This is a genomic window from Binatus sp. (SeqCode), from assembly GCF_049584895.1.
In the GTDB taxonomy this organism is placed as follows: Bacteria; Desulfobacterota; Binatia; order Binatales; family Binataceae; genus Binatus.
Genome location: NZ_JBAUYR010000041.1, coordinates 1 through 26843, shown reverse-complemented (window position 1 = coordinate 26843; position 26843 = coordinate 1). Strand labels below are relative to the sequence as shown.

28 protein-coding genes and 2 pseudogenes are annotated in these 26843 nt (G+C 60.3%); 9 read left to right on the top strand and 21 right to left on the bottom strand.

Going from position 1 to position 26843, the window contains the following annotated elements; translation table 11 throughout:
- Positions 1-55 precede the first annotated feature (55 nt).
- From acpP to WB650_RS08285, 6 genes and pseudogenes are all read right to left on the bottom strand, one after another.
- On the bottom strand, positions 56-295 hold the full coding sequence (gene acpP / locus WB650_RS08310; protein WP_324094984.1) for an acyl carrier protein: 240 nt from the start codon (positions 293-295) through the stop codon (positions 56-58).
- Between the two features lie 276 nt (positions 296-571).
- A complete protein-coding gene (locus WB650_RS08305) occupies positions 572-1027 on the bottom strand; it encodes a DUF4760 domain-containing protein (RefSeq protein WP_422307266.1) in 456 nt (151 codons plus the stop codon).
- 53 nt (positions 1028-1080) lie between these two features.
- Positions 1081-2028: an ACP S-malonyltransferase gene (gene fabD, locus WB650_RS08300; RefSeq protein ID WP_423960118.1), complete on the bottom strand. Its 948-nt coding sequence runs from the start codon at positions 2026-2028 to the stop codon at positions 1081-1083.
- A gap of 397 nt (positions 2029-2425) precedes the next feature.
- Positions 2426-3454 (bottom strand): annotated as a pseudogene (gene plsX / locus WB650_RS08295) (phosphate acyltransferase PlsX); the annotation flags it as partial.
- Between the two features lie 18 nt (positions 3455-3472).
- On the bottom strand, positions 3473-3652 hold the full coding sequence (rpmF, locus tag WB650_RS08290; protein WP_324094987.1) for a 50S ribosomal protein L32: 180 nt from the start codon (positions 3650-3652) through the stop codon (positions 3473-3475).
- 34 nt (positions 3653-3686) lie between these two features.
- On the bottom strand, positions 3687-4220 hold the full coding sequence (locus tag WB650_RS08285) for a YceD family protein (RefSeq protein WP_422306637.1): 534 nt from the start codon (positions 4218-4220) through the stop codon (positions 3687-3689).
- A 144-nt stretch (positions 4221-4364) separates the two neighbouring features.
- Between WB650_RS08285 and WB650_RS08280 the strand changes: the two genes are divergently transcribed.
- Entirely contained in the window at positions 4365-4535 is a 171-nt protein-coding gene (locus WB650_RS08280) for a family 1 glycosylhydrolase (RefSeq protein ID WP_422306635.1), read from the top strand.
- A 223-nt stretch (positions 4536-4758) separates the two neighbouring features.
- On the opposite strand, the gene nth is transcribed toward WB650_RS08280, so the two are convergent.
- The 9 genes from nth to WB650_RS08235 all read right to left on the bottom strand — a co-directional run bounded on the left by nth (position 4759) and on the right by WB650_RS08235 (position 14296).
- On the bottom strand, positions 4759-5412 hold the full coding sequence (gene nth, locus WB650_RS08275) for an endonuclease III (protein WP_422306634.1): 654 nt from the start codon (positions 5410-5412) through the stop codon (positions 4759-4761).
- Between the two features lie 20 nt (positions 5413-5432).
- Positions 5433-7058 carry an FAD-dependent oxidoreductase gene (locus WB650_RS08270; protein ID WP_423960115.1) on the bottom strand — a complete coding sequence of 542 codons (1626 nt, stop codon included), beginning with the start codon at positions 7056-7058 and terminating at the stop codon, positions 5433-5435.
- Position 7059: 1 nt separating this feature from the next.
- The gene (locus WB650_RS08265; protein WP_422301559.1) at positions 7060-7665 is read right to left on the bottom strand and encodes a sulfite oxidase-like oxidoreductase; all 606 of its coding nucleotides are present in this window, start codon (positions 7663-7665) and stop codon (positions 7060-7062) included.
- A 284-nt stretch (positions 7666-7949) separates the two neighbouring features.
- Positions 7950-8939 carry an isocitrate/isopropylmalate dehydrogenase family protein gene (locus WB650_RS08260; RefSeq protein ID WP_422301561.1) on the bottom strand — a complete coding sequence of 330 codons (990 nt, stop codon included), beginning with the start codon at positions 8937-8939 and terminating at the stop codon, positions 7950-7952.
- A gap of 229 nt (positions 8940-9168) precedes the next feature.
- Positions 9169-10500, bottom strand: coding sequence for a glycerate kinase type-2 family protein (locus WB650_RS08255; RefSeq protein WP_422301563.1), 1332 nt, complete (start codon positions 10498-10500; stop codon positions 9169-9171).
- 169 nt (positions 10501-10669) lie between these two features.
- The gene (gene rpiA, locus WB650_RS08250) at positions 10670-11344 is read right to left on the bottom strand and encodes a ribose-5-phosphate isomerase RpiA (RefSeq protein ID WP_422301564.1); all 675 of its coding nucleotides are present in this window, start codon (positions 11342-11344) and stop codon (positions 10670-10672) included.
- Positions 11345-11691: 347 nt separating this feature from the next.
- Complete coding sequence (gene folE, locus WB650_RS08245; RefSeq protein WP_422301566.1) at positions 11692-12324, bottom strand: GTP cyclohydrolase I FolE; 633 nt, start codon at positions 12322-12324, stop codon at positions 11692-11694.
- A complete protein-coding gene (locus WB650_RS08240) occupies positions 12321-13223 on the bottom strand; it encodes a methylenetetrahydrofolate reductase (RefSeq protein ID WP_423960113.1) in 903 nt (300 codons plus the stop codon). The genes folE and WB650_RS08240 overlap by 4 nt, the downstream gene beginning before the upstream one ends.
- Before the next feature lie 38 nt (positions 13224-13261).
- Positions 13262-14296, bottom strand: coding sequence for a homoserine kinase (locus WB650_RS08235; protein WP_422301570.1), 1035 nt, complete (start codon positions 14294-14296; stop codon positions 13262-13264).
- 216 nt (positions 14297-14512) lie between these two features.
- Here WB650_RS08235 and bcp point away from each other — a divergent pair, with 216 nt between their 5' ends.
- On the top strand, positions 14513-14998 hold the full coding sequence (bcp, locus tag WB650_RS08230) for a thioredoxin-dependent thiol peroxidase (RefSeq protein ID WP_423960135.1): 486 nt from the start codon (positions 14513-14515) through the stop codon (positions 14996-14998).
- A 285-nt stretch (positions 14999-15283) separates the two neighbouring features.
- On the opposite strand, the gene WB650_RS08225 is transcribed toward bcp, so the two are convergent.
- On the bottom strand, positions 15284-16144 hold the full coding sequence (locus WB650_RS08225) for an alpha/beta hydrolase family protein (RefSeq protein WP_423960111.1): 861 nt from the start codon (positions 16142-16144) through the stop codon (positions 15284-15286).
- Positions 16145-16360: 216 nt separating this feature from the next.
- Here WB650_RS08225 and hisI point away from each other — a divergent pair.
- The 5 genes and pseudogenes from hisI to WB650_RS08200 form a co-directional block, all read left to right on the top strand.
- A pseudogene (gene hisI, locus WB650_RS08220) lies at positions 16361-16765 on the top strand (phosphoribosyl-AMP cyclohydrolase); the annotation flags it as partial.
- 42 nt (positions 16766-16807) lie between these two features.
- Positions 16808-17707 (top strand): ATP phosphoribosyltransferase, encoded by a 900-nt coding sequence (gene hisG, locus WB650_RS08215; protein ID WP_423960109.1) that lies wholly within the window; start codon positions 16808-16810, stop codon positions 17705-17707.
- 205 nt (positions 17708-17912) lie between these two features.
- Positions 17913-18608, top strand: coding sequence for a VOC family protein (locus tag WB650_RS08210; protein ID WP_423960107.1), 696 nt, complete (start codon positions 17913-17915; stop codon positions 18606-18608).
- Between the two features lie 221 nt (positions 18609-18829).
- The gene (locus WB650_RS08205; RefSeq protein WP_423960105.1) at positions 18830-19711 is read left to right on the top strand and encodes a crotonase/enoyl-CoA hydratase family protein; all 882 of its coding nucleotides are present in this window, start codon (positions 18830-18832) and stop codon (positions 19709-19711) included.
- A gap of 211 nt (positions 19712-19922) precedes the next feature.
- Complete coding sequence (locus tag WB650_RS08200; RefSeq protein ID WP_423960103.1) at positions 19923-20642, top strand: dienelactone hydrolase family protein; 720 nt, start codon at positions 19923-19925, stop codon at positions 20640-20642.
- Positions 20643-20770: 128 nt separating this feature from the next.
- Here the strand turns inward: WB650_RS08200 and WB650_RS08195 are convergent, their stop codons facing one another.
- The 5 genes from WB650_RS08195 to WB650_RS08175 all read right to left on the bottom strand — a co-directional run bounded on the left by WB650_RS08195 (position 20771) and on the right by WB650_RS08175 (position 25335).
- Positions 20771-21019, bottom strand: coding sequence for a hypothetical protein (locus tag WB650_RS08195; protein ID WP_422304793.1), 249 nt, complete (start codon positions 21017-21019; stop codon positions 20771-20773).
- Positions 21020-21157: 138 nt separating this feature from the next.
- Positions 21158-23749: a hypothetical protein gene (locus WB650_RS08190; protein ID WP_422304795.1), complete on the bottom strand. Its 2592-nt coding sequence runs from the start codon at positions 23747-23749 to the stop codon at positions 21158-21160.
- A gap of 146 nt (positions 23750-23895) precedes the next feature.
- The gene (locus WB650_RS08185; RefSeq protein WP_422304797.1) at positions 23896-24111 is read right to left on the bottom strand and encodes a hypothetical protein; all 216 of its coding nucleotides are present in this window, start codon (positions 24109-24111) and stop codon (positions 23896-23898) included.
- A gap of 91 nt (positions 24112-24202) precedes the next feature.
- Entirely contained in the window at positions 24203-24988 is a 786-nt protein-coding gene (locus WB650_RS08180) for an enoyl-CoA hydratase-related protein (RefSeq protein ID WP_422304799.1), read from the bottom strand.
- 113 nt (positions 24989-25101) lie between these two features.
- Positions 25102-25335, bottom strand: coding sequence for an allantoinase (locus WB650_RS08175; RefSeq protein WP_422304801.1), 234 nt, complete (start codon positions 25333-25335; stop codon positions 25102-25104).
- A gap of 109 nt (positions 25336-25444) precedes the next feature.
- Here WB650_RS08175 and WB650_RS08170 point away from each other — a divergent pair, with 109 nt between their 5' ends.
- Positions 25445-25903, top strand: coding sequence for a hypothetical protein (locus tag WB650_RS08170; RefSeq protein ID WP_422302178.1), 459 nt, complete (start codon positions 25445-25447; stop codon positions 25901-25903).
- Between the two features lie 201 nt (positions 25904-26104).
- On the top strand, positions 26105-26843 hold a 739-nt coding region (locus WB650_RS08165), incomplete at its 3' end, for a GspE/PulE family protein (RefSeq protein ID WP_423960101.1).

Below are 26843 nucleotides of genomic sequence, written 5' to 3'. Positions count from 1 at the left end.
CCGGCCAGCCGGAGCCCCGCCGATCTGTAACGAGCAGGTTTTGAGTCGAACGGCTTCAGCTCTTGTGAGCCTCGATATAGGTGACGACGTCTTTGACGGTGCGAATCTTCTCGGCGTCTTCGTCGGAAATTTCGATGTTGAACTCCTCTTCGAGCGCCATCACCAGCTCGACGATATCGAGCGAGTCGGCGCCGAGGTCTTCGATGAACGAAGCCTCGGGAGTTACTTCGTCGGCGGCCACACCCAGTTGTTCGCTTATCTTCTCGCGAACTTTGGTTTCGATGTCTTGAGCCATCGTGCTCTAGTTCCTCCTGGCAGCGAGCCGTAGTTGGGCCGCCAATCAATATTCTAACATTATCCCCCTGCCACGCAGACCAGAGGTAACGGGCTAGAGGGTCGGGATTAAATTATCAGGGGAGCATAAGGACTGAAAGGCGCGAGCGCAAGCCGCGTTCAAGCTTTGGCGGCAGGTAGGGTCTGATTCATCGACCCCGCATCGTTCACTTACGACGCGTACTTGTTCGTTTCAGTGTTTTTCGGCCACCGCCTCTTCGATTTCGCTCTTCCACGATCATGATTCCTTCTTAGTTCGCTTGTCTCGCATCTCAATCATATATTTTGCCAGTCGCTCAAAATACCGAAAATAAGTGGGATCGTCTTCAGCGCCGCGAACCGACCCGATCGCCTTCCGAATGTGTTCATCTTGCCATGCATCCATGATTGAATCACCCAGGATCTCATCCACCAGCTCAAGATCTACAAGATTGCGATGAAAATACAATCCGATTTCCTCGAAGAACCCAAGATAGTCATCGATTTCGTCATCAGTCAGAGGCTCTTTCTTGATACTGATCGCCCTCAGGTTTTCGTCTTCACTGAACTCTCTTCTGAATCGTTCGAAACTTTGAATTTGAAATCTGAGTAGCTCTCTCTTCGTCGCCAAATGATGGCCGACAAATTGCGCCGTTATCGCCGCCGCGGCACCAACCATCGCGCCGACAAGGCCACTCAACAGGATCGGGTTCATGCGCCAGGCAAAACCCTACTCCTTTAGTCAATCTTTCTAAACCACTAGTCAACTCACGCTTTGGCGGCGGCACCCGGTTCCGATGCCGCCTTCAACGATGCGAGATCTTCGAGCGGGCGGACGCGGATCGTCCGATAGGTCCGGCGCATCAGGCCCATCAGCACCCGGCCGCAGCCGAATTCGATCGCGTCGGTGATACCGGTGCGCGCGACCACGCCCATCGATTCTTCCCATCGCACCGGCGAGGTTATCTGCTCGAGCAACAGCGGCACGACGCGCGCCGGATCGCGATTCACTTCCGCCGTGACATTTGCGATCACGCCAAATTTGAACTCACCAATCTTGAGCGCGCGCAACACTGGCTTCATTCCGTCGCGCGCGGGTTGCATCAATGGGCAATGAAACGGTGCGCTGACTTTTAACTCGACCGACATCGAGGCGCCCCGCTCCTTCGCAATCTCAAGCGCGCGTCGGACGGGAGCGGCATGCCCGGCGATCACGACCTGGCCGGGTGCGTTGAGATTGGCCGGCACCGCGAGTTTGCCGTCGCCCGTGACCTCCGCGCAGATTTCCTGGACCTGTTGCAGCTCGAGGCCGATAAGCGCCGCCATCGCGCCCTGCCCCGGCGGCACGGCTTCCTGCATCAGGCGGCCGCGCTCGCGGACCGCGCGCACCGCGTCGGCAAACTCGATCGCACCGGCCGCAACCAGCGCGCTGTATTCACCAAGACTGTGCCCCGCCGCGACTTCGGGTTCGCCACCGACTTCTTTGCGATAAACGCGCAGTGCCGCAATCGAGGCGGTCACGATCGCGGGCTGAGTGTTGGCGGTAAGCCGCAACTCATCTTCCGGACCCTCGAAGCATAATTTTGCCAGCGGAAATCCGAGCGCGTCGTCGGCTTCCTCGAACGTATCGCGCGCCGCCGGGAAGTTGTCCGCGAACTCCTTGCCCATCCCGACGCGCTGCGATCCTTGCCCCGGAAAAAGAAACGCCAGCTTCATCGCCGGCGCCTCACGAATCGCTCTTTGGACGATCGGGCGAATGCGCATCCGCATCCGATTCGTCCGTCGTATGCAGCTCGCCCGACTTGTGCGACTTGTCTCCGCCCGGCGCCGTGCCGTTGGTCGACACCGGCGTCGCAGCTACATCGGGGGTTTCGTTCCCCACTTCATTCTTCAGCGAGCCACTGCCGCGCGGCCGGGTGTGGGTCGATTCGTAGTTGGCGCGTTCAATTTTCGGGTCAACGTGATGGTCCGCGCCATGCTCGGACACCGGCTCCCGCAGTGGACCTGTACCGCTCGCCACTGGATGCGATTCGTCGTGCCTGGCGGCCTCGCCTTCCTTCTCGCGGCGATGCAACCGTCCTCGCATCTTGCCGAACAACGCGCGAATCCCTTTACCCGCAGCAGGTTTGACCGGCCCGACGGGTTGAATCTTCGCAAGGATTTCCAGAATTTCGGCGTTCACATGGTGCACGACTTGCTCGTTGGCCGCCGCCCGAATCGCATTGCGGATCGCCTTGGGATTCGACGAACCGTGCGCGATGATCGAGACGCCGCTGACACCCAGCAGCGGTGCGCCGCCGTATTCCGAAGGGTCGAGCCGCTCGCGCATGGCAGTGAGATTTTTCCGCACCAGCAGATACGCGAGCCGCGTGCGCCAATTTCCGCCGAACACCTCGCGCAGACTGCCGAGCAGAAATGACGAGAACCCTTCCATCGTCTTGAGCGCGACGTTGCCGGTGAAACCGTCGGTGACGACGACGTCCGCCTTCGCGCGGTTGATGTCGCGGCCCTCGACGTATCCGATGTAGTGCACGTAGGTCGGCATCTGCTCGAGCATCGCGGCCGCCGCGCGCGTGTTCTCGTTGCCTTTGGAACTTTCCTCGCCGTTGGAAAGAATCCCGACCCGCGGTCGCGATACGTTGCGCACATAGCGCCAGTACACACTCCCCATCACAGCGAATTGCACGAGGTTAATCGGTTTGACGTCGGTGTTCGCGCCCGCGTCGATTAGAAGGCTGAACCCTTCACTGGTCGGCACGAGAGACGCGATCGCCGGCCGATCGACGTAGTTCAGGTTGCCAAGGATCATCATCGACGCCGTCATCACGGCGCCAGAATTCCCCGCGCTCACGAAAGCGCTCGCGTCGCCGCGCTTCACCAGATCGAGTCCAACGTGAATCGACGATCGCGGCTTGGACAGCACGGATTCGAGCGGTGAGTCGTCCATCAGAACGACTTCGGGCGCATGTTCGATTCGAATGGGTAAGTTGGCGGCGTCGTGGTCGGCAAGCTCGCGCGCGAGAATCTCGCCGTCGCCCACCATCACGACTTCGATACCAAAGTCGCGGGCTGCCAAAACGGCGCCCTCAACCGTCGCCTTGGGCGCCAAATCACCCCCCATCGCGTCGAGCGCGATCTTCACGGCCGTACTCCGCCGCGCCTATTCCTTGATCTCGGCCAGCTGGCGGCCGCGGTAGGATCCACAATGACGGCAGATGCGATGCGGCATCACGGGCTCGCCGCACGACGCGCAAGTACCGGGATTGACGGCGCGGAGGGCATCATGCGCGCGGCGCATGTTCTTTTTCGAATGCGAACTTCGGCGTTTGGGTGCTTGCATGGCGAATTACTTCCTAAAGTTGAGGTTGAGCTTATCAGGTGCGCGGCAGTTTAAGCGACCGGATTGCTTCCAGCCGCGGATCGAGGATTTCCACCCGGCAATCGCAGGTGCCGCGATTCAAATTCACGCCGCAATGCGGACACAGACCGCGGCAATCTTCGCGGCATAGCGGACGCGTCGGCAACGCGAGCAACACTTGCTCGCGAATCAGCGGACTCAGGTCCACCTCGTCGCCCTCGTACAGCGAAAATTCCAAATCCTCCGCGCGAAGAGTGTCGTCGTCGTACCCGATTGATTTGGGCGACAACACGAAGCGAAACGGACGGTCGCCCGCCGCGTCGAAATCCTCGGCACATCGCGCGCAAACCGCACCGGTCCTGGTTTTCAGCTTGCCGGAGAAGAACAGCTCGGTTCCCGCACGATAGAACGAGACCGAAACCTCGACCGGTCCTTCGAGGTGATACTCGCGGATCGGTCCCGCGCCCAGGACCCGGTTGATTTCATTCTCAGGCTCGGCAAACGCCAACTCTTTGGCGTCGGCCGTTATGTCCTCGATTCGGATTTTCACGTTTCACACGTAGCGCTTTGGACGGGACAAGTCGAAAGGGAATTATTACATTTCGCGCGCAATCTTCAAATACATCGGTTGGCGCGATCGCGATTTAGCTGTAGGCTCGAAGCAACGATCCGGCAAGCCAGCGCAATCGCGAAGGTGCCGGTTATCGTCACCAAAAACGGCATCGGTACCGACAAGGACGATCGCCGCATCGAGTACGTCCGGCGCGCACTGAACGGCGTCGCGCGATGCATCCGCGACGGCATCGACGTCCGCGGCTACTGCTACTGGTCGCTGCTCGATAACTTCGAATGCAACTCGCTATAAACCCACCTTCGGCCTGGTAGCGGTAGATCGCACCACTCAAGCGCGATCGCTCAAGCCGAGCGCAGAATGGCTAGGCAACATCGCGCGCGCCCAACGCGATAGATATCACTGACTGACCATCCCCAAAATCCTAATCCTGCCCTTCTAGGGTGGCACAGGCTTTAGCCTGTGATTCTAGTCCATGCAAATCCAGGCTAAAGACCAGAGGCTAAAGCCTGTGCCACTACTTCCCCACCCCAATCCTCGGGCAATCTCCCGCAATCGCACACGCCTCGCACTTCGGCTGGCGTGCGATGCAAATCTGCCGACCGTGCAGGATCAAGCGCATCGAGAATGGCGTCCAATCCTTCGGCGGCAGGATCTTCTGCATGTCGAATTCAATCTTCGTGGGATCCGTATGCTTCGTGAACCCCAGCCGATACGTCAGCCGCCGCACATGCGTATCCACTACGAACGCCGGCTTATGAAAAACGTGCCCGAGAATCACGTTCGCGGTCTTGCGGCCGACGCCCGGAATTTTCACCAGTTCTTCCATCGTCGACGGGACCTCGCCGCCATAGTCCTCGACGATCTTCCTGGCGGCGCCTATCAGAGCGCGCGTTTTCTGGCGAAAAAATCCGGTCCTGACGATTAACTGTTCGACGTGCCGCGGGTCCGCCGCCGCCATCGCGCGCGCGTCGGGATACTCCTTGAAGAGTCGCGGTGTCACCAGGTTGACGCCGAGATCGGTGGATTGCGCCGACAGGATCGTCGCCGCCAGGCATTGCCATGGCGTTTTGAAATCTAGGCTGATGCGCGCTTTCGGGTAGAGCTTCGCAAGCGTGCGCGAGATTCTAGCCGCGCGCTTTTTGAGATCCTCGAGCGATTCGCGCGCCATGATTTTTCACCGATCACTTATCACGCGACGACACGCCGGCTCTGCTGCTCATGCGTGAAGCTCGCGACTTCGCCCGCCTCGCGCGCGCGATCCCATCCGAGCTCCGCCGCCATGATTCTCGCCACGGCAGGCGCTGCCGCCTCAGCCTCGATCGGCGATCGCCACGACAACGACGTGCGCCGAATCAGAAAGTCGCCGACCGAATGCGCCATTTCGCTGCTAACGGCGTTGACGACCTCGGCGCCAATCGCAGGACAGTTCCGCGACAACGGCTGGGCCAGCTCCGGCTGCCGCGAAGCGATCCGCGCTACAATCGGTGCGCGGGTCCCGTAACGAGCTTTGAGAATCTCCGCCGCCGGCGACGGGATACTTCGCATAGCCGCGCCGCTCCCCGACTCATCTCGCGCATCCAACGGCCGCGCTCCGGGAAACGGTGTCGTGAGTGTCGGACAAACTCCCGCCGCGCGCCCCAGCCGCTTCATCACCTGATCGACCAGCTTCTGCGCGATCGCGCGATGGGTCGTGAACTTTCCCCCGGCGACAGTGATCAGTCCCGACCGGCTTTCCAAAATAACTTCCTCGCGCGGCACCGATGATGGCGTCTCGTTGTCCTCTCTGATGAGCGCGCGCAGTCCGGCAAAGCTGGTCGCGACGTCGGCGTTGGTAAGTTTGATCCCCGGCAGGCTCTCGGCCAACACCGCGAGCAGATACTCGACGTCGGGAATTTCGGTCCTGACGCTCGCGGGATCGCCCGTAAAATCAGTGTCGGTCGTGCCCACCAGCACGTAGCGATCATGCGGCATCACGAACACGATTCGCCCGCGCTCGTCGGCGAGCACGAGCGATTCGCGCACCGGCAGAACCGTCCGCGCAAACACCAGGTGCACGCCCTTGGTCAATCGCACGCACGGCTTCGACGCTGGATCGTCCATCCGCCGAATGTCATCCACCCAAGGTCCGGCCGCGTTGAGAAATTTCTTCGCGCGAACTTCACAGACACTGCCGCCGAGCAGATCGCGCACGCTGGCCGATGCGATCTTTCCATCGGTCATGTTGAAGTTCTCGACCGCAGCATAATTCGCAACCGCCGCTCCGTGCAGATCCGCGTCGAGCACGTTCTCGAAGGTAACGCGCGCATCGTCGGCCCACGCGTCGAAGTACATCGCGCCTCCCGTCAACCCTTCGCGGCTGAGCGCGGGCTCCGTCTCGCGCACCTCTGAGGCGTTGAGACTCGAGTGCCACTCTTTGAACGGCATCCGAGCGAACAAGTCGTAGAGAGTCAGCCCCATCGCCATCGTGAAGCGATTGAAGCCGCGCTTGCGATAAACGGGAAAGAGAAATTGAATCGGATGCACCAGGTGCGGCGCCGTGCGATGCCGCAATCTTTCGCGCTCGCGCAGCGCTTCGTACACGAGCTTGAACTGCCCCTGCGGCAGATAACGGAAGCCGCCGTGAATCAGCTTGGACGATCTCGACGAGGTGGCGCCCGCGAAATCGCCGCGGTCGATGAGCGCGACTTTTAAGCCGCGCATCGACGCGTCACGCGCGACGGCCGCGCCGTTGATACCCGCGCCGATTACCGCGAGATCGAATTCCTCGTCGCGAAATCGCGCCAGGCTCCTTTGACGATTGAGCGTCGCAGCCAAGTTAGTCTTCGGGATCTTCCTGGAACGAGTAACGCTCCTCGGTCCATGGGTCGGCATGATTGTGATAGCCGCGCACTTCCCAGAATCCGCGCCGGTCTATATCGGCAAACTCGATCGCGCGCACCCACTTCGCGCTCTTCCATCCGTAAAGCTTCGGCACGATCAGGCGCAGCGGAAATCCGTGATCGGGTTCGAGATCGCGTCCGTCATGCCGATGCGCCAGCATGACGTCGTCATCAAGAAACTCGTTCAGCGGGAGATTAGTCGTGTAATCGCCGTCGCAATGGACGATCACGTGGCGCGCCTCAGGACTGAGCTTCACCAGCTTCATTAGATCGGCGACTCTCACGCCTTCCCACGCGTTGTCGAGCCGCGACCACGTCGTCACGCAATGGAAGTCGGCCACCTCGCGCGATTGTGGCAGAGCGCGGAACTCTTCATATGAAAATCGAAGCGGCTTCTCGACCAGGCCCACCACCTTAAAATCCCACGTCTTCGGATCGAACCTCGGCGTCGGACCGTAGGTCAGCACAGGAAATTTTTCTGTCAGTGTCTGTCCCGGCGGAACCCGCGCGGCGAGGTCCTCGGAAGTGAGTGGCTTTGGCATACCGCTGACTAATATCTGACTGATAGATCCGGCGAAAGGGTAGCGCGCAAAGAACCTAACCTCTAACCCCTTTTCTCGGGCCCTCGAGGGAAGTGGAACAATCGCGAAGAAGGAAACAGCACCGGGATTCTTCGCTTCGCTCTAGAATGACACAGGAAAAAAACCTGAGAGCGAAACGTCGTCCTCGACATTTCGCGATTTCTTATCACTGGGTGCAGGGGTCACCCCTGCCCAAGGAAGTGTGAAACCCACGGAGGGTTTCACGTTAAATCACGTTCCTCCCCTCACCCCCGCGACATCGCCTTGACGATTGCGGCCGTCACCTCACCGGTTGATGCTTTCCCCCCGATGTCGCGAGTCAGCACTTTGCCCGCCCTCAGCACCGACGCTGTTGCCGCGCGGATCTTCTCGCCGGCCGCGCGATGCCCCAGGTAGTCGAGCATCATCGCACTCGACAGGATCATCGCAATCGGATTCGCGACGCCCTTGCCCGCGATATCCGGCGCCGTCCCGTGCACTGCTTCGAAAATCGCGCCCTTGTCGCCGTAGTTCGCGCCTGGCACGAGGCCTAATCCTCCCACGAGGCCCGCGCACAAATCCGAAACGATATCGCCGTAGAGATTTTCCAACAGCAACACGTCGAACGATTCAGGCTGAGTGACCAGCCGCATACAGGCCGCATCGACGATTTGCTCCTGGTACCGGATCGGCTTGTAGCCCTCCGACACCGCGCGCGCGCATTTGAGGAACAAGCCGTCCGACAGCTTCATGATATTGGCTTTGTGAATTGCGGTGACTGATTTGCGACGATGCGTCCGCGCATACTCGAATGCGAACTTCGCGATTCGCCGCGACGCGCGCGCCGTAATCACCTTGATACTTTCGACCACGCCCGGCGCGATCTCATGCTCGATTCCCGAGTACAGGTCTTCCGTGTTTTCGCGCACCACGATCAGATCGACGTTGTTGAACGGCGTATGCACTCCCGCGAAGTTCATCGTCGGACGCACGTTGGCATACAGGTCGAAGGTGCGCCGCAGATACACGTTGATCGAGCGCCATCCTTCCGCCACCCGCGTCTCGAGCGGACCCTTGAGCGCGACCCGGGTCCGTTTGAGCGATTCGATAAGCGCGTCTGGCACGGGAGTTCCGAAGCGCCGAAATGCGTTCATTCCCGCCGCCTGCCGATCGAAATCGATTTTGATTCCGGTCGCCTCGATCACCGCGAGCGCCGCACTCATCACTTCCGGCCCGACCCCGTCGCCCGGAATCAACGTGACCGCTCGTGCGTGCTCTGATTTAGCGCGTCGAGAAGCAGTCGACGCGTTTCTTGCGGATTTTTTTGTCACGGTACTCCGGTCTAGGTGATCGGTGCGTGGCATTCAACCGCAAATAAAGAAAAACGAAGCGCGGCAGGTCGTCGAGACCACCGGGCTTCGCAATGTCAGTCGGTTGCTTTAGCGTCGAGTCGCCCGCAGTGGGAATGCGAAGGCTCGCTCAGCACTAGTAATTCACCAGCCCGACGAAGATGTCGCTGACGTTGGTGCCCGTCGGTCCGGTCACGAACAGTCCGCCCGACGCTTTGAAAAAATTATACGAGTCGTTGCGGCCTAATGCGGTCGCGGCGCTGAGTCCCACGCGCTCGCTGTCCGCGACCGTATCCGGCGACGCGAACGCGCCAGCGGCGTCGGTCGGCCCGTCGATTCCGTCGGTCCCCGCGAACAGCGCCGCAATTCGCTTTCGCTGCCCGCGCCCGACTTGCGACAACTCGATTCCCATCGCGAGCGCGCATTGCTGGGCGCGTCCGCCCTTCCCTATTCCGCCCACCGTCACGACCGGCTCGCCGCCCGCCACGACGCATACCCGCTCATCCTCGATCTCACATAGATATTTCGCGATCGCACGGCCGGCGTCGTTGGCCTCGCCATGCAGCCCCTTCCACCTATGCGGATGGTACCCAAGCTCCGAGGCAGCCCGCTCGGCCGCATTCAGAGCGAGGTCGTTGTCGCCAATGATCACGTTGGTCACGCGCTCGAGTATCGGATCGCCCACCTTCACCGTCGTGCCGACTTCTCCCGCCACCGCCCGCTCGAGGTACGATCGTACCGCCTCGGGCGCGCGCCCCCAGACGCCGCGCCGCTTCAGGACCGCGACCGCGTCACCAAAGCTGCTCCAATCACCCGCGGTCAACCCGGAACCAATAGTCGCCAAATCATTGCCCGGCACATCGGAAATAATCAGGCTGAGCACACGCGCGCCGCCGCAATGGTGCAACAGGCGCCCGCCTTTCACAGCCGACACATGCCGCCGGACGACGTTCAGTTCACGAATCGAGGCACCGGCCTTAAGCAGCGCCTGGTTGACCGCAATCTTGTCCGCCAGCGTGAGTCCCTCAGCCGGCCGCACGAACATCGCCGACGCGCCCCCACTCAATGCGACGATCACCAGGTCGTCCGGCGTCGCGCGATGCAACATCTCGCACGCCAGCCGCGCCGCCTCCACCGACGACTCATCCGGCACCGGATGACTCGAAGCGACTTTTTTCACTATTAAGGCCCGCTCCGTTGTCGCGGCGGAATCCTTTGGAACCACGGCGATACCGTCGGCGAGCCGGTCGCCGACTCGTCGTTCGATCTCGCGCGCCATCCCAATCGACGCCTTCCCCACCGCCAGCAACAGAATCCGCGACGCGCCCGCAATCAAATCGGGAACCTGCTCCGCACCAAGGCAGCCGCCGTCCATCGCGAGACCGACGAGCCGCGCCGGATCGACCGCCGCAACCGCAGCGCGATAAATCTTTTCGAGGTCGGTCCGCGCCTGTGGTTGTTGGGTCATTACTGGGGGCGACTCCCTTTCCGTCATCCTGAGCGCAGCGAAGGATCTCGCGCGGAGCGCGTACCGGCAGCGCAGGATGAAGGAACATCCTTCGAGATTCTTTCCCTTCGGCTTCGCTCAGGGCTTCGGCTCAGTCACAGCAGCTTTCGCGCAGAATGACGGGCGATGTCTAGCGCTTCAACGCGCGAATCTTCCCCGATGCTTCCGCCACCAGCACGACATCCGCCATCGCAATAAACAACCCGGTGCCGACCACGCCCGGAATCGCGAGCAGCTCTCGATCGAGCCGCGCCGGACTCGCAATCCTCTTCACCGCGCAATCGAAAATCACGTTGCCGTTGTCGGTGATAAACTGCTTGCCGTCATTTTCGCGAATGCGCGGCTTCAACCCCAGCGCTTTGACCTTGGCCGTCACCAGCGGCACCCCAAACGGCAACACCTCCACCGGAATACTCCCGCGATCGCCGAGCCTCCTCACCATCTTCTCGTAGCCGATCAGCACGAGGAATCGCCGCGACGATGCGGCCACGATTTTCTCGCGCACCAGCGCGCCGCCATATCCCTTGATCAGATTGAGCCGCGGATCGACCTCATCGGCACCATCAAAGTCGGTATGGATCTTCCCCGCTTCAGCCAGCGAGACGATCGGAATCCCCACCGATCGCGCCAGCTCCTCAGCCGGCGTTGAAGTAGGCACGCCGCGAACTTTGATCCCGCTCGCGCCCAGCGCCCGAATGAACGCACTAGCCGCGCGCCCCGTCCCCAGTCCAATCGTATGCCCCGGCTTAACAAACCGAAGCGCATACTCCCCCAGCGCCCCCAGCGATGCGTCATCCGCCGCCATCAGTTATTCCTTAGTGCGTGCGCAACCAGCGCCGGACGCCAGAGCGCCCGTCGAGATTCTTCCCCTTCGGCTTCGTTCAGGGCTTCGGCTCAATCACGGCAGCCTTCACTCAGAATGACGCGAGAGGCAGCCCGCCTTTTTGAGTCATCCTGAGCGCAGCGAAGGATCTCGCGCGCCAGCGCGTCTCGATCAATCATCAGCATCTGGTTTAGCGAGCGACTCTAAATGCTTCGGGTTCCCCTGCTTCGCGTTTCGTTCTCCTGAACTAAAAAACGTTTCACGTGAAACGTTTGGCCCTGGATCCTAAGAAATAACCGCTGTTTCGCGAAATGCGCCGTAACCGACGTCTACGGCTTGCCGTTTCTCAGCAGTTGCATGAACTCCTGGCGCGTCTCGGTATTGGTGCGGAATACGCCCAGCATCGCCGAGGTCGTGACGAAGGAATTCTGCTTCTCCACCCCGCGCATCCGCATGCACAGATGCTCGGCCTCCAACACCACCGCGACCCCGAGCGGGTCGATCTCCGACATCAGAGTCTGCGCGATCTGCGTCGTCAGCCGCTCCTGCACCTGGAGGCGTCGCGCGTAGATCTCGACCATCCGCGCCAGTTTCGAGATTCCGACTATTTTGCGATTCGGCAGGTACGCGACGTGCGCCTTGCCCATGAATGGCAACAGGTGATGCTCGCACAAGGAATAAAAATCCAAATCCTTGCACAGGATCATCTCCTGGTAGTCGTCCTCGGTGAACAGCGCGCCGTTAATAGCTTCCTTCGGATCTTTGGCGTAGCCGCTGGTGAGAAACTCGTAGGCCTTGACGACGCGCGCCGGCGTGCGCTCGAGTCCTTCGCGATCCGGATCCTCCCCGATATGCCGCAGGATGACGCGGACCGCGTCCTCGACCTTGGCGCGGCCGCTGGCGCCGTCTTTATCCGCCGTCGCCATCTTGGCTCGTGAACCATTTGCCTGGGTACGGTTCATCTACCGATCTCCTTGCGCCACCGGCTGAACTCAAGCGCCAACTCGATAGCGAGTGACGGGCCGCCGCCGCTCATAATGATGAACCCGGCGGCATCGCGCGCCAACGACTTCATCAGCGCCATGTTCTCGCGGATCGACATCGCGCGCACTTCTTCTTCGCTCATCCCGGCGAATCTGTCCAGATGGCGGCGCGCGCCACTCAGGTCCTTCACCCGGTCGATCAGGTAGTTCGCCATCGCCTCGCGCTTGACCGGCAGTATTCCAAGCATCGTCTTGACGCCGACACTGTTCGCCTTCGCCACGAAGCGGCGCCCGGTCTCGGCGTCGAACACCGGCTGAGTGATCACGAAGCGCGCGCCCGCGGCAGCCTTGCGCTCGAGCAACTCGAACTCGCGCTCGATATTTTTTCGATTGGGATTCGCGACCGAGCCCGCAACCAGCGACGGGATCGCCTTGAGCAGCGCCTTGCCCTCGCCCGTGTCGCCCCGATTCAGCGCTGCGACTATCGCGAGCAGTCCGTATGCGTCGATATCGTGCGACACGATCACGTTGCCGTCGGCGCCGGGCGGAATCTTGTCGCCGTTGAGCGCGACCACCGCGTCGATCCCAATCGCAGCCGCGCCCAGCAGATCAGATTTCAGCGCAAAGCGGTTGCGGTCGCGGCACGACATGTTGAGCACGACCGGAATCTTCAGGCGCTCCTTGATTGCCGCGCCGAAAACCAGCCCCGACATCTTTACCTTGCCGAGCGCGTTGTCAGTAAGATTGATCGCGTCGACGTGCCCGGCCAGCTCAGCCAACCGTCGCAGCAGCATCGCAGGATTGATTCCGCGCGGCGGTGAGACTTCGAGCCATAGCGCGGGTGCGGCGGCGTTGAGGCTGTCGAGGATTGAGGGCAACGGATTTCTCCGCGGATGCGCGCGTCAGCTTGCCGGCGTCACGCCTGGCGGCGTTCGGTCGCTTTGACCTTCTGATATTTGCGGTAGTCGTATCCCGTCGCCATCGCCATCAGCAGCGGCTCCATCCCGCCCTCGCGCTCGCGCCGTAACACTCGGAGGCGCTCGAAAAACTCGCGGAAGTCCTTGTCCACGCGATTCTTGCCGTCCACCGGCGACAGAAAAAAGTCATGCAGGCGCGTCACGGTGAACCGCAGCGACGAAAAACGCAGCTCGTTGGGAAACGCGTCCCATTCCGCGAGCGATAGCGTGCGCACCGACTCGTAACCCGACAGCAGGTAGCGAAACCGATCGAGCGAGTACGCGCCATCGACGAAGCACAACGCGTTGACCGCAGTCGCGATATCGAAAATGAACTTGCCGCGGCAGGCCGCGTCGAAATCGAGCATCGCGGTCATCTTCTCGCCGCGGAACAGCAGGTTGTCCGAGAATATGTCGCCGTGGATCACGCCCTTGGGCAGCTTGCCCTCGAGGTACCGCGTCAGGTACTCGACCTCGTCATCGAGCGTGCGGCAGATTTTACGGAAGTAGTTCGGCAGCCGGTTGCGCACGGTCAGGTACAGGTCGGCGATTCGCTCGAAGCTGAAACGATTGTCGATTCCCTTTTTGTAAGCCTTGCCGATCACGTGCAGGTCGCCGAGCGCGTGGCCGATCGTTTCGAGTTGGCTCGGCTTCATGCGCGCGGGCGCGAGCACCTTGCCTTCCTGGTACTTGAACAGCGACACGCAGCGGTTGTTGAAGTTGCGATAGAAACGGCCCATCCGATCCTGCATCGGATGCGGGCACGGAAACGCGTGCTTGCGCAGGAACGACAGCAAATCGATCTCGCGCTTCAGCTCGTTCTCGCCTTTGACCTCGTCGACCCGCAGCAGGAACTTGCCCTTGGCCGCTTCGAGCACGTAGTTGGTGTTGACCGATCCTTCGGGGATTCCGATGGCGCTGGTCACGCGGCCGAGACCATAGTCGTCCGCCAACTCTTTGAGAAACGGTTTGCTTAACTCGGTATAAACGGCCATGGGACGCGGGCGCAATCGATTGAGGACTGTCAGCCCGCCAAGTCTAAGGGGTGACTGGCACCTCGTCAACTAGGGGCGACGAAACCCCTGTAAAATGAGGGTTTCGTGAATTCTTGAAGACTACAATTTGCCACAAACGGTGAGCGCGACTAAATCACTCCCATGCCGACATCCAAAAAAATCGCCGCGAAAACTCCGAAGAAGTCTGCCACCGCGATGCCGAAGAGCCCCAGCGCCGCTCTCGAAGGAAAGAAGGCGCCCGCGTTTGAGCTGCTCGATGCTGACGGAAAAACCGTCGCGCTGAAGCAGCTAATCGGCGGGAACAACCTCGTGTTGTACTTCTATCCCAAGGACATGACTCCCGGATGCACCACTCAGGCGTGCGGCTTTCGCGACAATATTGCGCCGCTCAAAAAGCTCGGCGCGAAGGTCGTCGGCATCAGCGGCGACTCGACCGACTCGCACGGCAAGTTCATCGCGAAGTACGAGCTCAACTTCCCGCTGCTCGCCGATCCCGGCAACAAGGTCTGCAAACTGTACGGCGTTTACAAAATGAAGTCGCTCTACGGCCGCGAGTTCATGGGCATCGAGCGTACCACATTCGTCATCGACAAAGCGGGAATCGTGCGCCGCGTTTTCCCCAAGGTCAAGGTAAACGGCCACACCGAAGAAGTGCTCGAGGCGCTGAAAGAGATCGCGTAGCGGTGCGGTGCTGAATGCCGGCAACCTAACCCCTGACCCCTTCCCGAGCGGGAAGGGGAAACGGAAGGATTTCGTCGGATAGCGTCCGTCCTATCCCCCTCACCCCCTTTCCGATGCGGAAAGGGGGAACAGAGGCGGAGGCATCTTCGCTTTAAAATTTGGTGCAGAGCCTGTCCTGAGCGAAGCCGAAGGAGGTCACCGATGCCCAGGGAAGCGTGAAACCCACGGCGGGTTTCACATTCAATAAGGATTGGAAGTGGCGCGGGCCGCCGTGCCCGCGGCTTCTTACGACGCAGCGGCGCTGGTCGTACTGAGCAAATTGTCGCGCAGGAATGCGCGCACGTCGGGCTCGACCCGCTTGCCAAGATCGTGCGAGGCCTGCGGGAAGTAATAGGTCTCGACTTTCGCGCCGTGCGCCCGCAACGCATCCGCAAGCTTGACCGCCTGCCGCACCGGCATCCGGTTGTCCTGCTCGCCGTGCATGATCAGCACACTGCATTCGAGCCGCGCCGGCAGATGCGCGATCACGCTGCGCTCCTTCAGGATGCGCTTGCTCGGCCACACTTCGCGCAGGATTGACAGCTTGGTGCGAAGCGGCGCCTCGGGCCACAGAGTCAGCGGATCGTAACATCCCGATTCAAGGATCAGCGCGCGCGGTCGCGAGTCGTAGTCCATCAGCAGTCCCGCGGCGACTGCGCCATGCCCAAGTCCCCACACCGCGAGCCGCGAGGCGTCGACGTCACTGCGTCCCGCGAGCATGTCGAGCGCCTTGCGCGACGCCAGCACTGACGGCTGTCCCACGAAGCGGCTCGGTCCTGACGAATTGCCGTAGCCGGGAATGCTCACGCACGCAACCTGGATACCCATCGCGGCAATTCCCTGGCTCATCTGCACGCACCTGTCGACGTTGCCCTCGCCGCCATTGAGCACCAGCAGTCCAGGCCGCTTTCCCAGCGCGGCGCTGCGCGTCAGGTATCCCTCGATGTGGTAATTCTTTGGCCCCTGCGCGACGTCGAAGTTGAATTGATCGACGTTTTTATAATTCGACGCGATCGACTTGCCGGGAATCCGGCAGGCGACCATCGAGGTCGCGAGCACGATCGCCACAATCGAAAGCCGGCCTGAAAATGTAGTAAGCCGCCGCATAGACAGCGGGTGCTTCGCTACCAATGAACGCGGTAAATAGCTTGGGAGGTCGTCTGACATCGTTCGGTAATCTACACGTCTTTTCTATAATTAAAAACCGTCTAAAAGTTCAGGGCAAGTCGCGGAGCCCGGACCCGCATTGAATCGAACCGCCGTTTCGCTGATACTTCTTGATTCGCATGCGCAACATTCGCGCAATTCAATCCGGTGGCAGCAATGACGACGCAGGCAGGAAAAACGGATTCAGCATCGGCGGCAATTGATTTCGACAAAAACGGCGGCGTCGTCGCCGCTATCGCCGTCGATCATCTGAGTAATCGCGTGCTGACTGTCGCCTACATGAATCGCGAGGCCTTCGACGAGACGGTCGCGACCGGCCGCGCATGCTACTTCTCACGCTCGCGCAACAAGCTGTGGCGCAAGGGCGAAGAGTCGGGAAATTTTCAAATCGTGCACGAGATTCGCCTCGACTGCGACGCCGACGCGATCGTCGTTGCCGTCGAACAGCGCGGCGACGGGGCCGCATGCCACGAGGGCTACGAGTCGTGCTTCTTCCGCAAGCTCGATGTCGGAGCATGGAAGATCGTCGACCAGCGCAAAGTCGATCCCGCCAAGTACGGCCCCAACTACGGGCATCAGAAGAAGTCGGCCGGTTGATACAACATGGCTGATCAGGTTCTGAAATTCGGCATCCCCAAGGGCAGCCTCGAGGATCAGACGCTCGAGCTGATGCGCAAGTCCGGCTGGCGCATCACGGTCGGCTCGCGCTCGTATATCCCGACCACCGACGACCCGACGCTGAGCTGCCGCATCCTGCGCCCGCAGGAGATGCCGCGATACATCGCCGACGGATCGCTCGACGCGGGCATCACAGGCAGCGACTGGATCGTCGAGAACAACGTGACGCTCCACCAGGTCGAGAGCTTCATCTATGCCAAGGCGACGCTGACGCCTTCGCGATGGGTGCTGTGCGTGCGCAACGATTCTCCCGTCAAGCGCCTCGAAGATCTGCAGGGTAAGAGAATCGCGACCGAGCTGGTCCAGTTCGTCACGCGGATTCTGGCCGAGCGCAAAGTTAAAGCAGAAGTTGAATTTTCATGGGGCGCGACCGAGGCCAAGGTCGCCGAAGGAATTATTGACGCCGCGATCGACGTGACCGAGACCGGCTCGTCGATCCGCGCAAACGGCTTACGCATCGTCGAGGAATTGCTCGTCTCGAATCCGGTGCTGGTCGCCAATCCCGCGGCATGGGCCGATCCGTGGAAGCAGGCCAAGATTCGCCAGCTCGGCATCCTGATTCGCGGCGCGCTCGACGCCGAGAATCGCGTCGGCATCAAGATGAACGTCGCCAAGGAAAATCTCGAGAAAGTGATCGCATTGCTGCCCTCGATCACCGCGCCGACCATCTCGCACCTCTATCCAAGTCCCGCGCTGAAGGGCGTCGAATGGCTCGCCGTCGAGACTGTTATCGCGGAGCAAACAGTCCGCGAGCTGTTCCCAAAACTGCTCGAGGCCGGCGCCGTGGGAATCGTCGAGTTCCCGTTAAATAAAATCATCGGCTGAGCTTCTTTTTCTTGTGTCATTCTGAGCGGAAGCTGCTGTAGCGAAGAATCTCGTCGGACGCTCTTGCGTTCGGCGCTGGCGAGCAGACGCGCTAACGCGCGAGATCCTTCGCTGCGCTCAGGATGACGGAGGAGGAAGTTCGATCTCTGGTCAGAGCCCCGCCGTTATGGCACAACAGAATCACTCACCAACGGAGGTCGGCATCATGGGTCTACCCAACGGAGTCCATCACCTCGCTATCTGCACCAAGGACATCAAGAAGCAGATCGAATACTTCTCGCAGGTCGTCGGGATGGAGCTGGTCGCGCTCTACTGGATGCATGGCGTCGACAACACCTTCCACGGCTTCATGAAGCTGAGCGACAGCTCGTCGATCGCCTTCGTGCAGCATCCCGAGGTCGCCAAGATTCAGCCGCTCAAGGGCGTCTCGCATGCGGGACATACCACGCAGAACGTGGCGCCGGGCGCGATGCAGCATCTGGCGCTCAACGTCGACAGCGAGGCCGACCTGATGGCGATTCGCGATCGCGTCCGCTCGCAGGGGCATTGGGTGATGGGCCCGCTCGATCACGGTTTCTGCAAATCGATCTACCTCGCCGCGCCCGAGGGAATCATGCTCGAGTTCTCGACCTCCGATGGCGGCTCAATCGACGCCGAAGCGTGGATCGATCCCGAAGTGCAAGCGCTCGCCGGAATCAGCGCCGACGAAGTCGAGCAGTACAAGCATCCCGCGCAATTCGAATCGAAAGGCGGCAAGGTCGCGCAGCCCAGGCCGGATCCGTCAAAGCCTCTGATGGATTATCCCGCGGACGATCGCATCTGGGCGATGAGCGACGAGGAAGTCACCCGGCGGATGAGCAACACGACGCCCCCGGTGCAGAAGAAACCGAAAGCCGCGTAGATTTGCCCTTCGGGTGAAATAAAGAAGGATCCGGGATTCTTCGCTTCGCTCTAGAATGACAAAAAAAGAGTTCTAACAGGGACGAAGTCCCGCATCTTTTTTAGTATCGGGTGCAGGGGTCACCCCTGCCCAAGGAAGTGTGAAACCCACGGCGGGTTTCACATTAAATAGAGTGATTACCCTTCCCCCTTTCCCTACCTCCTCTGCTATATGCCATCCGCATGAAGACTCTGCGCACAGAGACCCGTAACCGCGTCGGTATCATCACTCTCACGCGCGGCGCCGAGTACAACACCATCACGCCCGACCTGCGCGACGAACTTGCCAACGCTATCGACGACGCCGACGCCGACGATGACGTCCACGTAATCTTGCTGCGCGCAGAGGGGCCCGCATTCTGCGCGGGCTATGCACTTGGAGGATCGACTCGCGCGCAGGCCGGTGAAACCTCGCGCAAGCGCGCGTGGGATTCCGTCGCTGACTACGGGATGATCTCGCAATACGTCAACGTGTACATGAAACTCTGGTACGCCAAGAAACCCACCATCGCCGCAGTTCACGGATGGTGTATCGGGGGCGGCACCGACATGGTGCTATGCGCCGATTTGATAGTCGCCGCCGAGTCCGCGTCGTTCGGCTATCCGCCGTCGCGCGTGTGGGGCACGCCGACCACCGCGATGTGGGTCTATCGGATGGGCCTCGAACGCGCCAAGCGCTACCTGCTGACCGGTGACGAAATCCCTGCCGTCGAAGCCGCGCGCATCGGGCTCATCCTCGAAACGGTGCCTGACGACGAACTCGACGCGCGCGCGACTGCACTTGCCGAGCGGATGGCGCAGGTCCCCACCAATCAACTCGAGATGCTCAAGCTGCTATGCAATCACACCGCCGAGAACATGGGGCTGGCGACGTCGCGGCTGGTCGGCTCCCTGTTCGACGGAATCGCGCGCCACACGCAGGAAGGCCTCGATTTCGTCGCACGCGCACAAGCAGAAGGCTTCCGCCAGGCAGTGCGCGAGCGCGACGATCCATTCGGCGACTATGGATCGGGGCCGCGGTCAAAGAATCGCGCGGCGAAGAAGCCAGGGAAGAAGAAAACTTGATTTAATGTGAAACCCGCGGTGGGTTTCACGCTTCCTTCGGCAGGGCTAAGCCCTGCACCTTAGTGAAGAAGAAATCGCGAAATGTCGCGGACGACCTTTCGCTCTCCAGTTCTTTTCCTGTGTCATTCTAGAGCGAAGCGAAGAATCCCGGTGCTGCTCCTCGCGTGATTCTGACTGGAGCCTTTGACACTCTTATGATTAGGCTAACCCGATGACCACCACTGATATTACCTTCCCCGCCCACGACGGTCGGCCGATGCGCGCTGCGTATGCGGCGCCTTCCGACGGCCAGAAACATCCCGGCGTGATCGTTATCCACGAGATCTTCGGGCTCAACGACGACATCCGGCGTATCACCGGCAAGATTGCTGACCTTGGCTACGCCGCGCTGGCGCCCGACCTCTACGATCGCGACGGCGCGCGCCTCATCTGTATTGCTCGCACCCTGATGACGCTGAATCGCGGCGAAGGCGACGCCTTCAAGGATCTCGACGCGGCGCGCAAGTTTCTGCAGCAGCAGCCCGGCGTCGACGCGGCGCGCGTAGGAGTCATCGGCTTTTGCATGGGCGGTGGATTCGCGCTGATGTTCGCGGCGCGCGCACCAATCGGCGTCGCCGCGACATTCTATGGCGACGTGCCGAAGACCACAGAACAGTTGCGCGGCGTATGCCCGGTGCTCGGCGGCTACGGCGGCCAGGACCGGATGTTCGCGGCGCAGGGCCGCAGGCTCGAAAAGCTGCTAACCGAGATGGGAGTGGATCACGACGTCAAGGTCTACGAGGACGCCGGCCACAGCTTCATGAGCCGCAACACTGGATTCTTGCCGTGGATAGGAAAAATCGGCCCGATGAAGGCCGATTACAATCCCGAGGCAGCGGAAGACAGTTGGAAACGCATCGAAGCGTTCTTCGGCCGTCACCTTGGGCACTAGCAGAAAGGCAACTTAATGTATGCTGGCCGCGCTGGGCGACAGCCGCGAACTTCGGCGACATTGGCGACGCCTCAGATTCCGCTGGCAATACGGACCGGCCCCGAGGTGACGGGGCCGGCGTCATAATGCTACTTGCTTAAGCCGACGGCTTGCCGGGACTTGAAGATTCGCTCGCGCGAAGCCACCAGCGCCTCGACGTTCTTCGCGCCGCGATAGCCCATCTGATCGGCCAGATACTCCGCGAGCTTGCGCTCCGAGATCTTCGGTTTCTTCTTGCGTTTGTCCTCGGCCAGTTCGGCGAGCGTGGTCCTCAGGGTATCCTCGGAGTCCCTGAGCGTCTCAAAGATCGGAGAGGGGATCACAGAATTTATGGGCATGCTGTCACCTATACCGCGTATCCTAGCACAAACGCGTCAAAACTTGTGCATGCCGTAAGTCAAACGAATTCTTGCACCGTTCCTGAGAGTTTAGTTCTCGGCGCAACATTTCTATTCGGAAAATTTGTCATTGCCCTCTCATTTGATCCCGACGATTCCCGAGCTGGCGATCGCCAACTTCCAGCTCGCGATTTCCGGATAATTGTTCAGGTCCAACTCGTTGGCGAACTTGATCAGCCGCGCTGTATCGGGACCGCTGCCTTCCTCGGCTCGTTGGCGCAGATAATAGGGTGGGATGCTCTGGTAGTAGATACTCGCTTGCACCGCGGCGGGCGTCCCCGGAATTTGAGCCAGCGGGATTTCGTAGCTGAGCGAATCGCAGCCGCATCCATTGTGATACGACGGGTCATCGCCGGTGCCCACCGGTTTGGGCGACCTATCTGCCAATATTCCGTTGTCGGTCCGGCCGGCTGGTTGGAGCCGATTGTCCTTCACCCGATGGTCAAGGCTCAGAAAGCTCGTCGTCAACAATCCCTGGGGGTCGACTTCAAGCTCCTCGTAGATCTGAACCTGCTTGTCGCTGGTGATTGGAACATTTGTCCAGAAATGCGGCTGGAACTTCTGCTGCCTCAGGCTGAAAAACTCGGTCTCCAGCGGAGTCCCGGAATTGTCGACAATTACACCGTCAGGGTTGGTATTGCCCGAGGCCCACAGCATCGCGCCGTCGGCGTCCAGCACCTGAAAATTAACAAACGCGCGTCGGAAGCTTACCCCGGTCGGGAAGTTGTGACCCGCGAGGTTCTTAACCATTACGTTCGCACTGAGCGTGGTGGCTCCAGTCGATACTGACGTGACTGCCACCGTGGCAGTGGCCGTTTGCGCTTGAAGCACGCCTTCCGCCACCGCGGTCTTCTGCCCCGATATCTGGTCTCTTATAGATGACGGCAGATTCGGATCGACCTTGAAGAGACCAAGGTCCGTACGAAATTGGTCGAACATCTCGAGCACAAACAAATTGATGCCGTTCAACTGATGACGCCCGTAGGGTTGGCGTTGGGCCAGGGTCAGATCGCTATCGGGCAAGCGTGTCGACGGACCGGTGTCGGGTACCTGCGGAAACGTGTTGTCCTCGATATTGGCTATTTTGAACGCGAGATCGGCGCCCCTGTACGTTATGGGCATATGACATTTCTGACAGGCCACTTGGGTCGGCGGCATGAAGAAATCGCTGTTGAACCATTCGAAGACGGTCGTCTGTTCGAACTCGGTCTTGGGATTGCCATTTTCGTCGAGTACCTGGCGGCCGCTGCTGTCGTATATCGGCAACTGTATCGTGTGGCATGAGGCGCAAAGCGTCGCACTGGCCATGGTTCGGCCGAACATCGGCGTCACTCCGGTCGCATTCTTCATCGAGATTTCGGCGGTGGGAGGAGAATAGGGTCCGTAAAGCTCGTCCGCCGGTCCTACATTGAACAAGCCAGTGAAAGTTGAATCGTTAAAGAGGTCCTTCTCGGATATGTGATGGCAGGTGTCGCATGAAACGCCGTCGCGAGCGAGTGCACCGTACTTCGACTTGGGGTTCTGCAAAATCTCGCGCGTAAACAGCTGGTCCGGCCCTGGATTGTCGCTATGGAATTGCCGCTGGCCCATCACGCCGTGGCATCGAAGACATAAGTCCTGGACGAACGCCGCACCGTCCGCTTTGCCGACGAGATCTTTATGCAGCGTGGATTCGGTGTCGAGCTGGGCGAAGAAAACCGGATCGCGCCCCGCCAACCCCATCATCGAATAGCGCCACTCGCCGTATTCGGAGAGATTCACCGGCGTGCCGTCGGTTGTCTGAAAAATCATATTCGGAGTGAGCCCGGCCAGCGTCCCGGTCGCGTCATGGCAGCCACTGCACTGATCCGAGGTGACGAACTCCTGCGGCCCACCATGAGCAGGGCTCGGCGTCACCACGTGATCCAGAGCCTCGGACACCATGCACGGTACTTTCATGTCGGCCAATGGTCTCAGATTGGAGAAGACCGAACTGGGAATTCGTTCGATGAACTCCGGCGCCAGTTCCGCTTCCAATTCGCTTTCACTGGTGTCCTCGATCTGGAACGGCGCCATCTCATTGATCGCTCCGGATGCGAGCCCGATCGCTCCTGAGCCTTGCGCAAGATACGCAGTGCTCGAATACGTGTCCGAGTCCGCGATTGCCGACGCGTGGCAGTTGAGGCAGTACAGTCCCGCCCCGTTAAAGAGCGGCTGAGGCTCGGCGCATCCACCTTTGGGAGGCTCAGGAGGTGCGTTGGGGTTTTTCGGACTGGGATTCACCAAGTCGGCCCAGTACCATCCGTCCCACGACAGGTTCGAGTCCTTGACCATCACGGTCCACTCGGTGAGTGGAGCAGTCAGGCTGACGTACATCTCTTTGACGACGATCGCTCCGTTGGGGACCGGCACCTTGCGGTCCTTGACCGTCATCCAGTCGAAAAGCTCGGGGGAGTACCAGACTCGAACGAACGGATGCACCCCGTCGCTGGTGCGGACTTGGGCATCGTGCGGCCAGTTCGCCTTCTGGTAGCACAGCCCGTTCATGTAGCTGGTGAGATGCTCCAAAAAGTCCGGCGCGGAAGCGGGTGGCAGCGACGAGCACGCCATCACTTGCGAAACGCCGACGGTGCACGTCCACCAGACCGTGGCGAGCAGGCCGAAAGTGAATAACCCCCTCCGAACTCTCATTTCGAATTGCCGGACAGGCTCCCACGAAACCGCCAGCGTTGCAAACCCGGAAGACCCCAGCTTTGTTTTAATACTAGGTGCAGGAGTCACCCTGCCCAAGGAAGTGTGAGACCCAGGACGGGTTTCACATTCAATCAAGTACCTTTCTAGCTCTGCGGATCTTTCAGGTGTGGGCGGGTCGCGTAGAAGTAGTCCATCCCCGGGACGCCGCGCGGGGTTTCGTCGTCGAACAGGATGGTCACCACTCCGTAGAATCCGACGATTGTCCAGAAGGCTCCCGTGCCTATTGGTGGGAAGGCCACTGTCGTCGCGAAGACGATCAACGCGGCGATTGCGTCGTGTAGTAGCCAGAGTTCATTCATCGGGGTCGCAACTCCTCGGAACCTAACCCCTAACCCCTTCCCCTGGTGGAAGGGGGACCAAAGTTTGAGTAGTGGCGTCGGGCGCCCTGCTCTACTCTCCGGTCCAGTTGGGTTTTCGCTTTTGCGAGAATGCCAACGGACCCTCTATCGCGTCTTTCGATCGGAACAGTTTTGATTGCAAATCGTAATGCTTCGCGAGTGCGTCCTGGATCGGCAGGCCGAGGCCGTTCATCGCCGCCTCCTTGGAGGCTTGCACCGACAGCGGTGAGCATTCCATGATCTCGCCCGCCCACTTCTCGGCGGTGGGGATGAGATCTTTCAGCGGCACGACCTCATTGGCGATTCCGTAGCGCAAGGCGTCGGCGGCGGTGATGTGTTTGCCCGTGAGCATCATGCCCATCGCGATCTTCAGTGGAATCTGGCGCGGCAGGCGATGCACGCCTCCCGCTGCGGCCATCAGGCCGACGCGAGGTTCCGGCAATCCGAAGCGCGCATGCTCCGCCGCTATGATGATATCGCAAGCGAGCGCTATTTCGAATCCGCCGCCGAGCGCGAACCCGTTCACGGCCGCGATGATCGGCTTGTAGATGTCGAAGCGTGCGGTGATTCCCGCGAAGCCGCCCTTGGAGCGAAGTCCCTCGAGCACCTGCCCGCGATTCTCAGCGGTCCAGCGCAAATCGTTGCCGGCCGAGAATCCCTTGTCGCCGGCGCCGGTGACGATCGCGACCCACGACGATTTGTCCGCGACGAAGTCGTCCCACACACTGTCCATCTCGACGTGACACGGCGGATGCAACGCGTTCATCCGTTCGGGCCGGTTGAAGGTGATGTAGGCGATGTGGTTGCGCTTCTCGTACTTGATGAATTTGAGATCCATTTGATTCTCCGATGTTCGCTCTACTGGTTGACTCTCGAGAACCCAACCCCTAACCCCTTCCCGAGCGGGAAGGGGAACCGGATCGTTTAGACCACTACTTCTAGTTCATTATTTCATTGCTCGTCGAGCAGTTCGAAAAATGCGTCGATGCTTTGCAGCAGTTGCCGCCGGATTTGTACTCGCGTGCCTTCTATCAGATGCATCGTGACTCGGCCGCTGGTGCCGTCGGCCAGGCTGACCCGCGCATCCTCGACGCCCGCGACGCTGCCCTGGCTGAAAATCCGCATCCCGTAAACCAGCGATCCGCGCTGCGACGCTCCTTTCACCAGAGTCAGCTTACGCGCCATCGGGGTCTCCCTCGTTCATATTGGTTGCTCTATAGCATACCGTTGACAATCAGGAATGGCGCCCACAAAATCTCGCCCGATGGATCAGTTGTCGATAAGTACCCAAATCATGAAAAAAGTCCGATTTCGCCTACGTTCCCTGCTCGCGATTGTGTCGGCGGCGCTGATTTTCGCTTTCGCTGGATGCGGCCTCGCTTACCAGGCTGGCACCCGAATCAAGGCGACTCGGATGTCCGATTCGCTGCAGGTCGGCCAGACCTCGCCGCAAGTGCATCATTCATGGGGCGAGCCCGATATTCGGACCTATTTGCCGGGGGAAACCGAGGTCTGGAGCTATCCCTATAAGCCCAACAGCAACGACGTCGCGGCTGCCCTGATGTACACCTCGTCGAAGGACGGCGACAAGGGCACATTTTTAGATTTGAAGTTTGTGCAGGGTAAACTCGTCTCATGGCAGGAAGCCGAGCATACGTTGCCGGCTAAGGGACATACGGGGTTCGGCCTTGGGATCAATCAAGGGCCGATTGGAAACGGGACTCAGACGACACCGGGAGCGGTGCACTACTAGTGGCAGCGGGGACCTGCGAATCGTCAGTGCCACGGGGAACGCATACTTGCAACGAGCAGGAACCATCGTGTCTAATTGAGGCTCAGATGGGGGGAATAGTGGTATGTTCGGTGGGGGTGCATTGTCGTTGAAAACGACCCGATATGACTTGGATCGACGAGCGGGGTCATCTTCCACCAGGCTCGCCTCGGGACGTGCCTGATGGCGACTGCACGCAAAAGTTTCGAGGCAATTCTGCTCGACCGTTCGTGGGTTTCGGCCCAGGATCTCGACAAGGCGCGGCAGCGCAAAAAGCCGGGGCAGGAGCTGGCCGACGTGCTGGTCGAGATGGGTGCGCTTGAGCCGCAGCGCCTCGCGCGGGCACTCGCGCAGGAATACCGGCTGCCGTTCCAGGCTCATATCGATGAGAACTCGCTCGATTCGAAGCTGGTCTCGAAAATTCCGATCAATTACGCGAAGAAAAATCGTCTGCTGCCGCTGTCCAGCATCGACGGCACGGTGACCGTCGCGATCGCCGATCCCGCCAACTTCGAGCCGCTCGACGATTTGCGAATCCTGTTCGGTGCGCACATAAATGCGCTGATCGCGCCGGCCGAAGTAATCGCCGAGGCGATCAATCGTGCATACGATCAGGCGTCGGCCACTTCGGCCGAGGATCTGATGATCGATCTCCAGGAAGAACGGCTCGACGTGGTCGCCAGTGAACTCGCGTCGGAGCCGCTGGACCTGCTCGAGTCCGACGATTCGGCGCCGATCATCAAGCTCGTCAACGGCGTGCTGTCGCAGGCGGTCAAGGACCGCGCGTCCGATATTCACGTCGAAGTTTTCGAAAAAGAAATGGTGGTGCGCTTCCGCGTGGACGGCATGATGTACGACGTGCTGTCGCCGCCCAAGCGGTTTCAGCCCGCGATCACCTCGCGCGTCAAAGTTATGGCGGGCC

Coding starts and splice junctions, on each gene's coding strand:
- acpP (WP_324094984.1), bottom strand. CDS start 295: ATGGCTCAAGACATCGAAACCAAAGTTCGCGAGAAGATAAGCGAACAA.
- WB650_RS08305 (WP_422307266.1), bottom strand. CDS start 1,027: ATGAACCCGATCCTGTTGAGTGGCCTTGTCGGCGCGATGGTTGGTGCC.
- fabD (WP_423960118.1), bottom strand. CDS start 2,028: ATGAAGCTGGCGTTTCTTTTTCCGGGGCAAGGATCGCAGCGCGTCGGG.
- rpmF (WP_324094987.1), bottom strand. CDS start 3,652: ATGCAAGCACCCAAACGCCGAAGTTCGCATTCGAAAAAGAACATGCGC.
- nth (WP_422306634.1), bottom strand. CDS start 5,412: ATGGCGCGCGAATCGCTCGAGGATCTCAAAAAGCGCGCGGCTAGAATC.
- WB650_RS08265 (WP_422301559.1), bottom strand. CDS start 7,665: ATGCCAAAGCCACTCACTTCCGAGGACCTCGCCGCGCGGGTTCCGCCG.
- WB650_RS08255 (WP_422301563.1), bottom strand. CDS start 10,500: ATGACCCAACAACCACAGGCGCGGACCGACCTCGAAAAGATTTATCGC.
- rpiA (WP_422301564.1), bottom strand. CDS start 11,344: ATGGCGGCGGATGACGCATCGCTGGGGGCGCTGGGGGAGTATGCGCTT.
- folE (WP_422301566.1), bottom strand. CDS start 12,324: ATGAACCGTACCCAGGCAAATGGTTCACGAGCCAAGATGGCGACGGCG.
- WB650_RS08235 (WP_422301570.1), bottom strand. CDS start 14,296: ATGGCCGTTTATACCGAGTTAAGCAAACCGTTTCTCAAAGAGTTGGCG.
- bcp (WP_423960135.1), top strand. CDS start 14,513: ATGCCGAAGAGCCCCAGCGCCGCTCTCGAAGGAAAGAAGGCGCCCGCG.
- WB650_RS08225 (WP_423960111.1), bottom strand. CDS start 16,144: ATGCGGCGGCTTACTACATTTTCAGGCCGGCTTTCGATTGTGGCGATC.
- hisG (WP_423960109.1), top strand. CDS start 16,808: ATGGCTGATCAGGTTCTGAAATTCGGCATCCCCAAGGGCAGCCTCGAG.
- WB650_RS08210 (WP_423960107.1), top strand. CDS start 17,913: ATGGGTCTACCCAACGGAGTCCATCACCTCGCTATCTGCACCAAGGAC.
- WB650_RS08205 (WP_423960105.1), top strand. CDS start 18,830: ATGAAGACTCTGCGCACAGAGACCCGTAACCGCGTCGGTATCATCACT.
- WB650_RS08200 (WP_423960103.1), top strand. CDS start 19,923: ATGACCACCACTGATATTACCTTCCCCGCCCACGACGGTCGGCCGATG.
- WB650_RS08195 (WP_422304793.1), bottom strand. CDS start 21,019: ATGCCCATAAATTCTGTGATCCCCTCTCCGATCTTTGAGACGCTCAGG.
- WB650_RS08190 (WP_422304795.1), bottom strand. CDS start 23,749: ATGAGAGTTCGGAGGGGGTTATTCACTTTCGGCCTGCTCGCCACGGTC.
- WB650_RS08185 (WP_422304797.1), bottom strand. CDS start 24,111: ATGAATGAACTCTGGCTACTACACGACGCAATCGCCGCGTTGATCGTC.
- WB650_RS08180 (WP_422304799.1), bottom strand. CDS start 24,988: ATGGATCTCAAATTCATCAAGTACGAGAAGCGCAACCACATCGCCTAC.
- WB650_RS08175 (WP_422304801.1), bottom strand. CDS start 25,335: ATGGCGCGTAAGCTGACTCTGGTGAAAGGAGCGTCGCAGCGCGGATCG.
- WB650_RS08170 (WP_422302178.1), top strand. CDS start 25,445: ATGAAAAAAGTCCGATTTCGCCTACGTTCCCTGCTCGCGATTGTGTCG.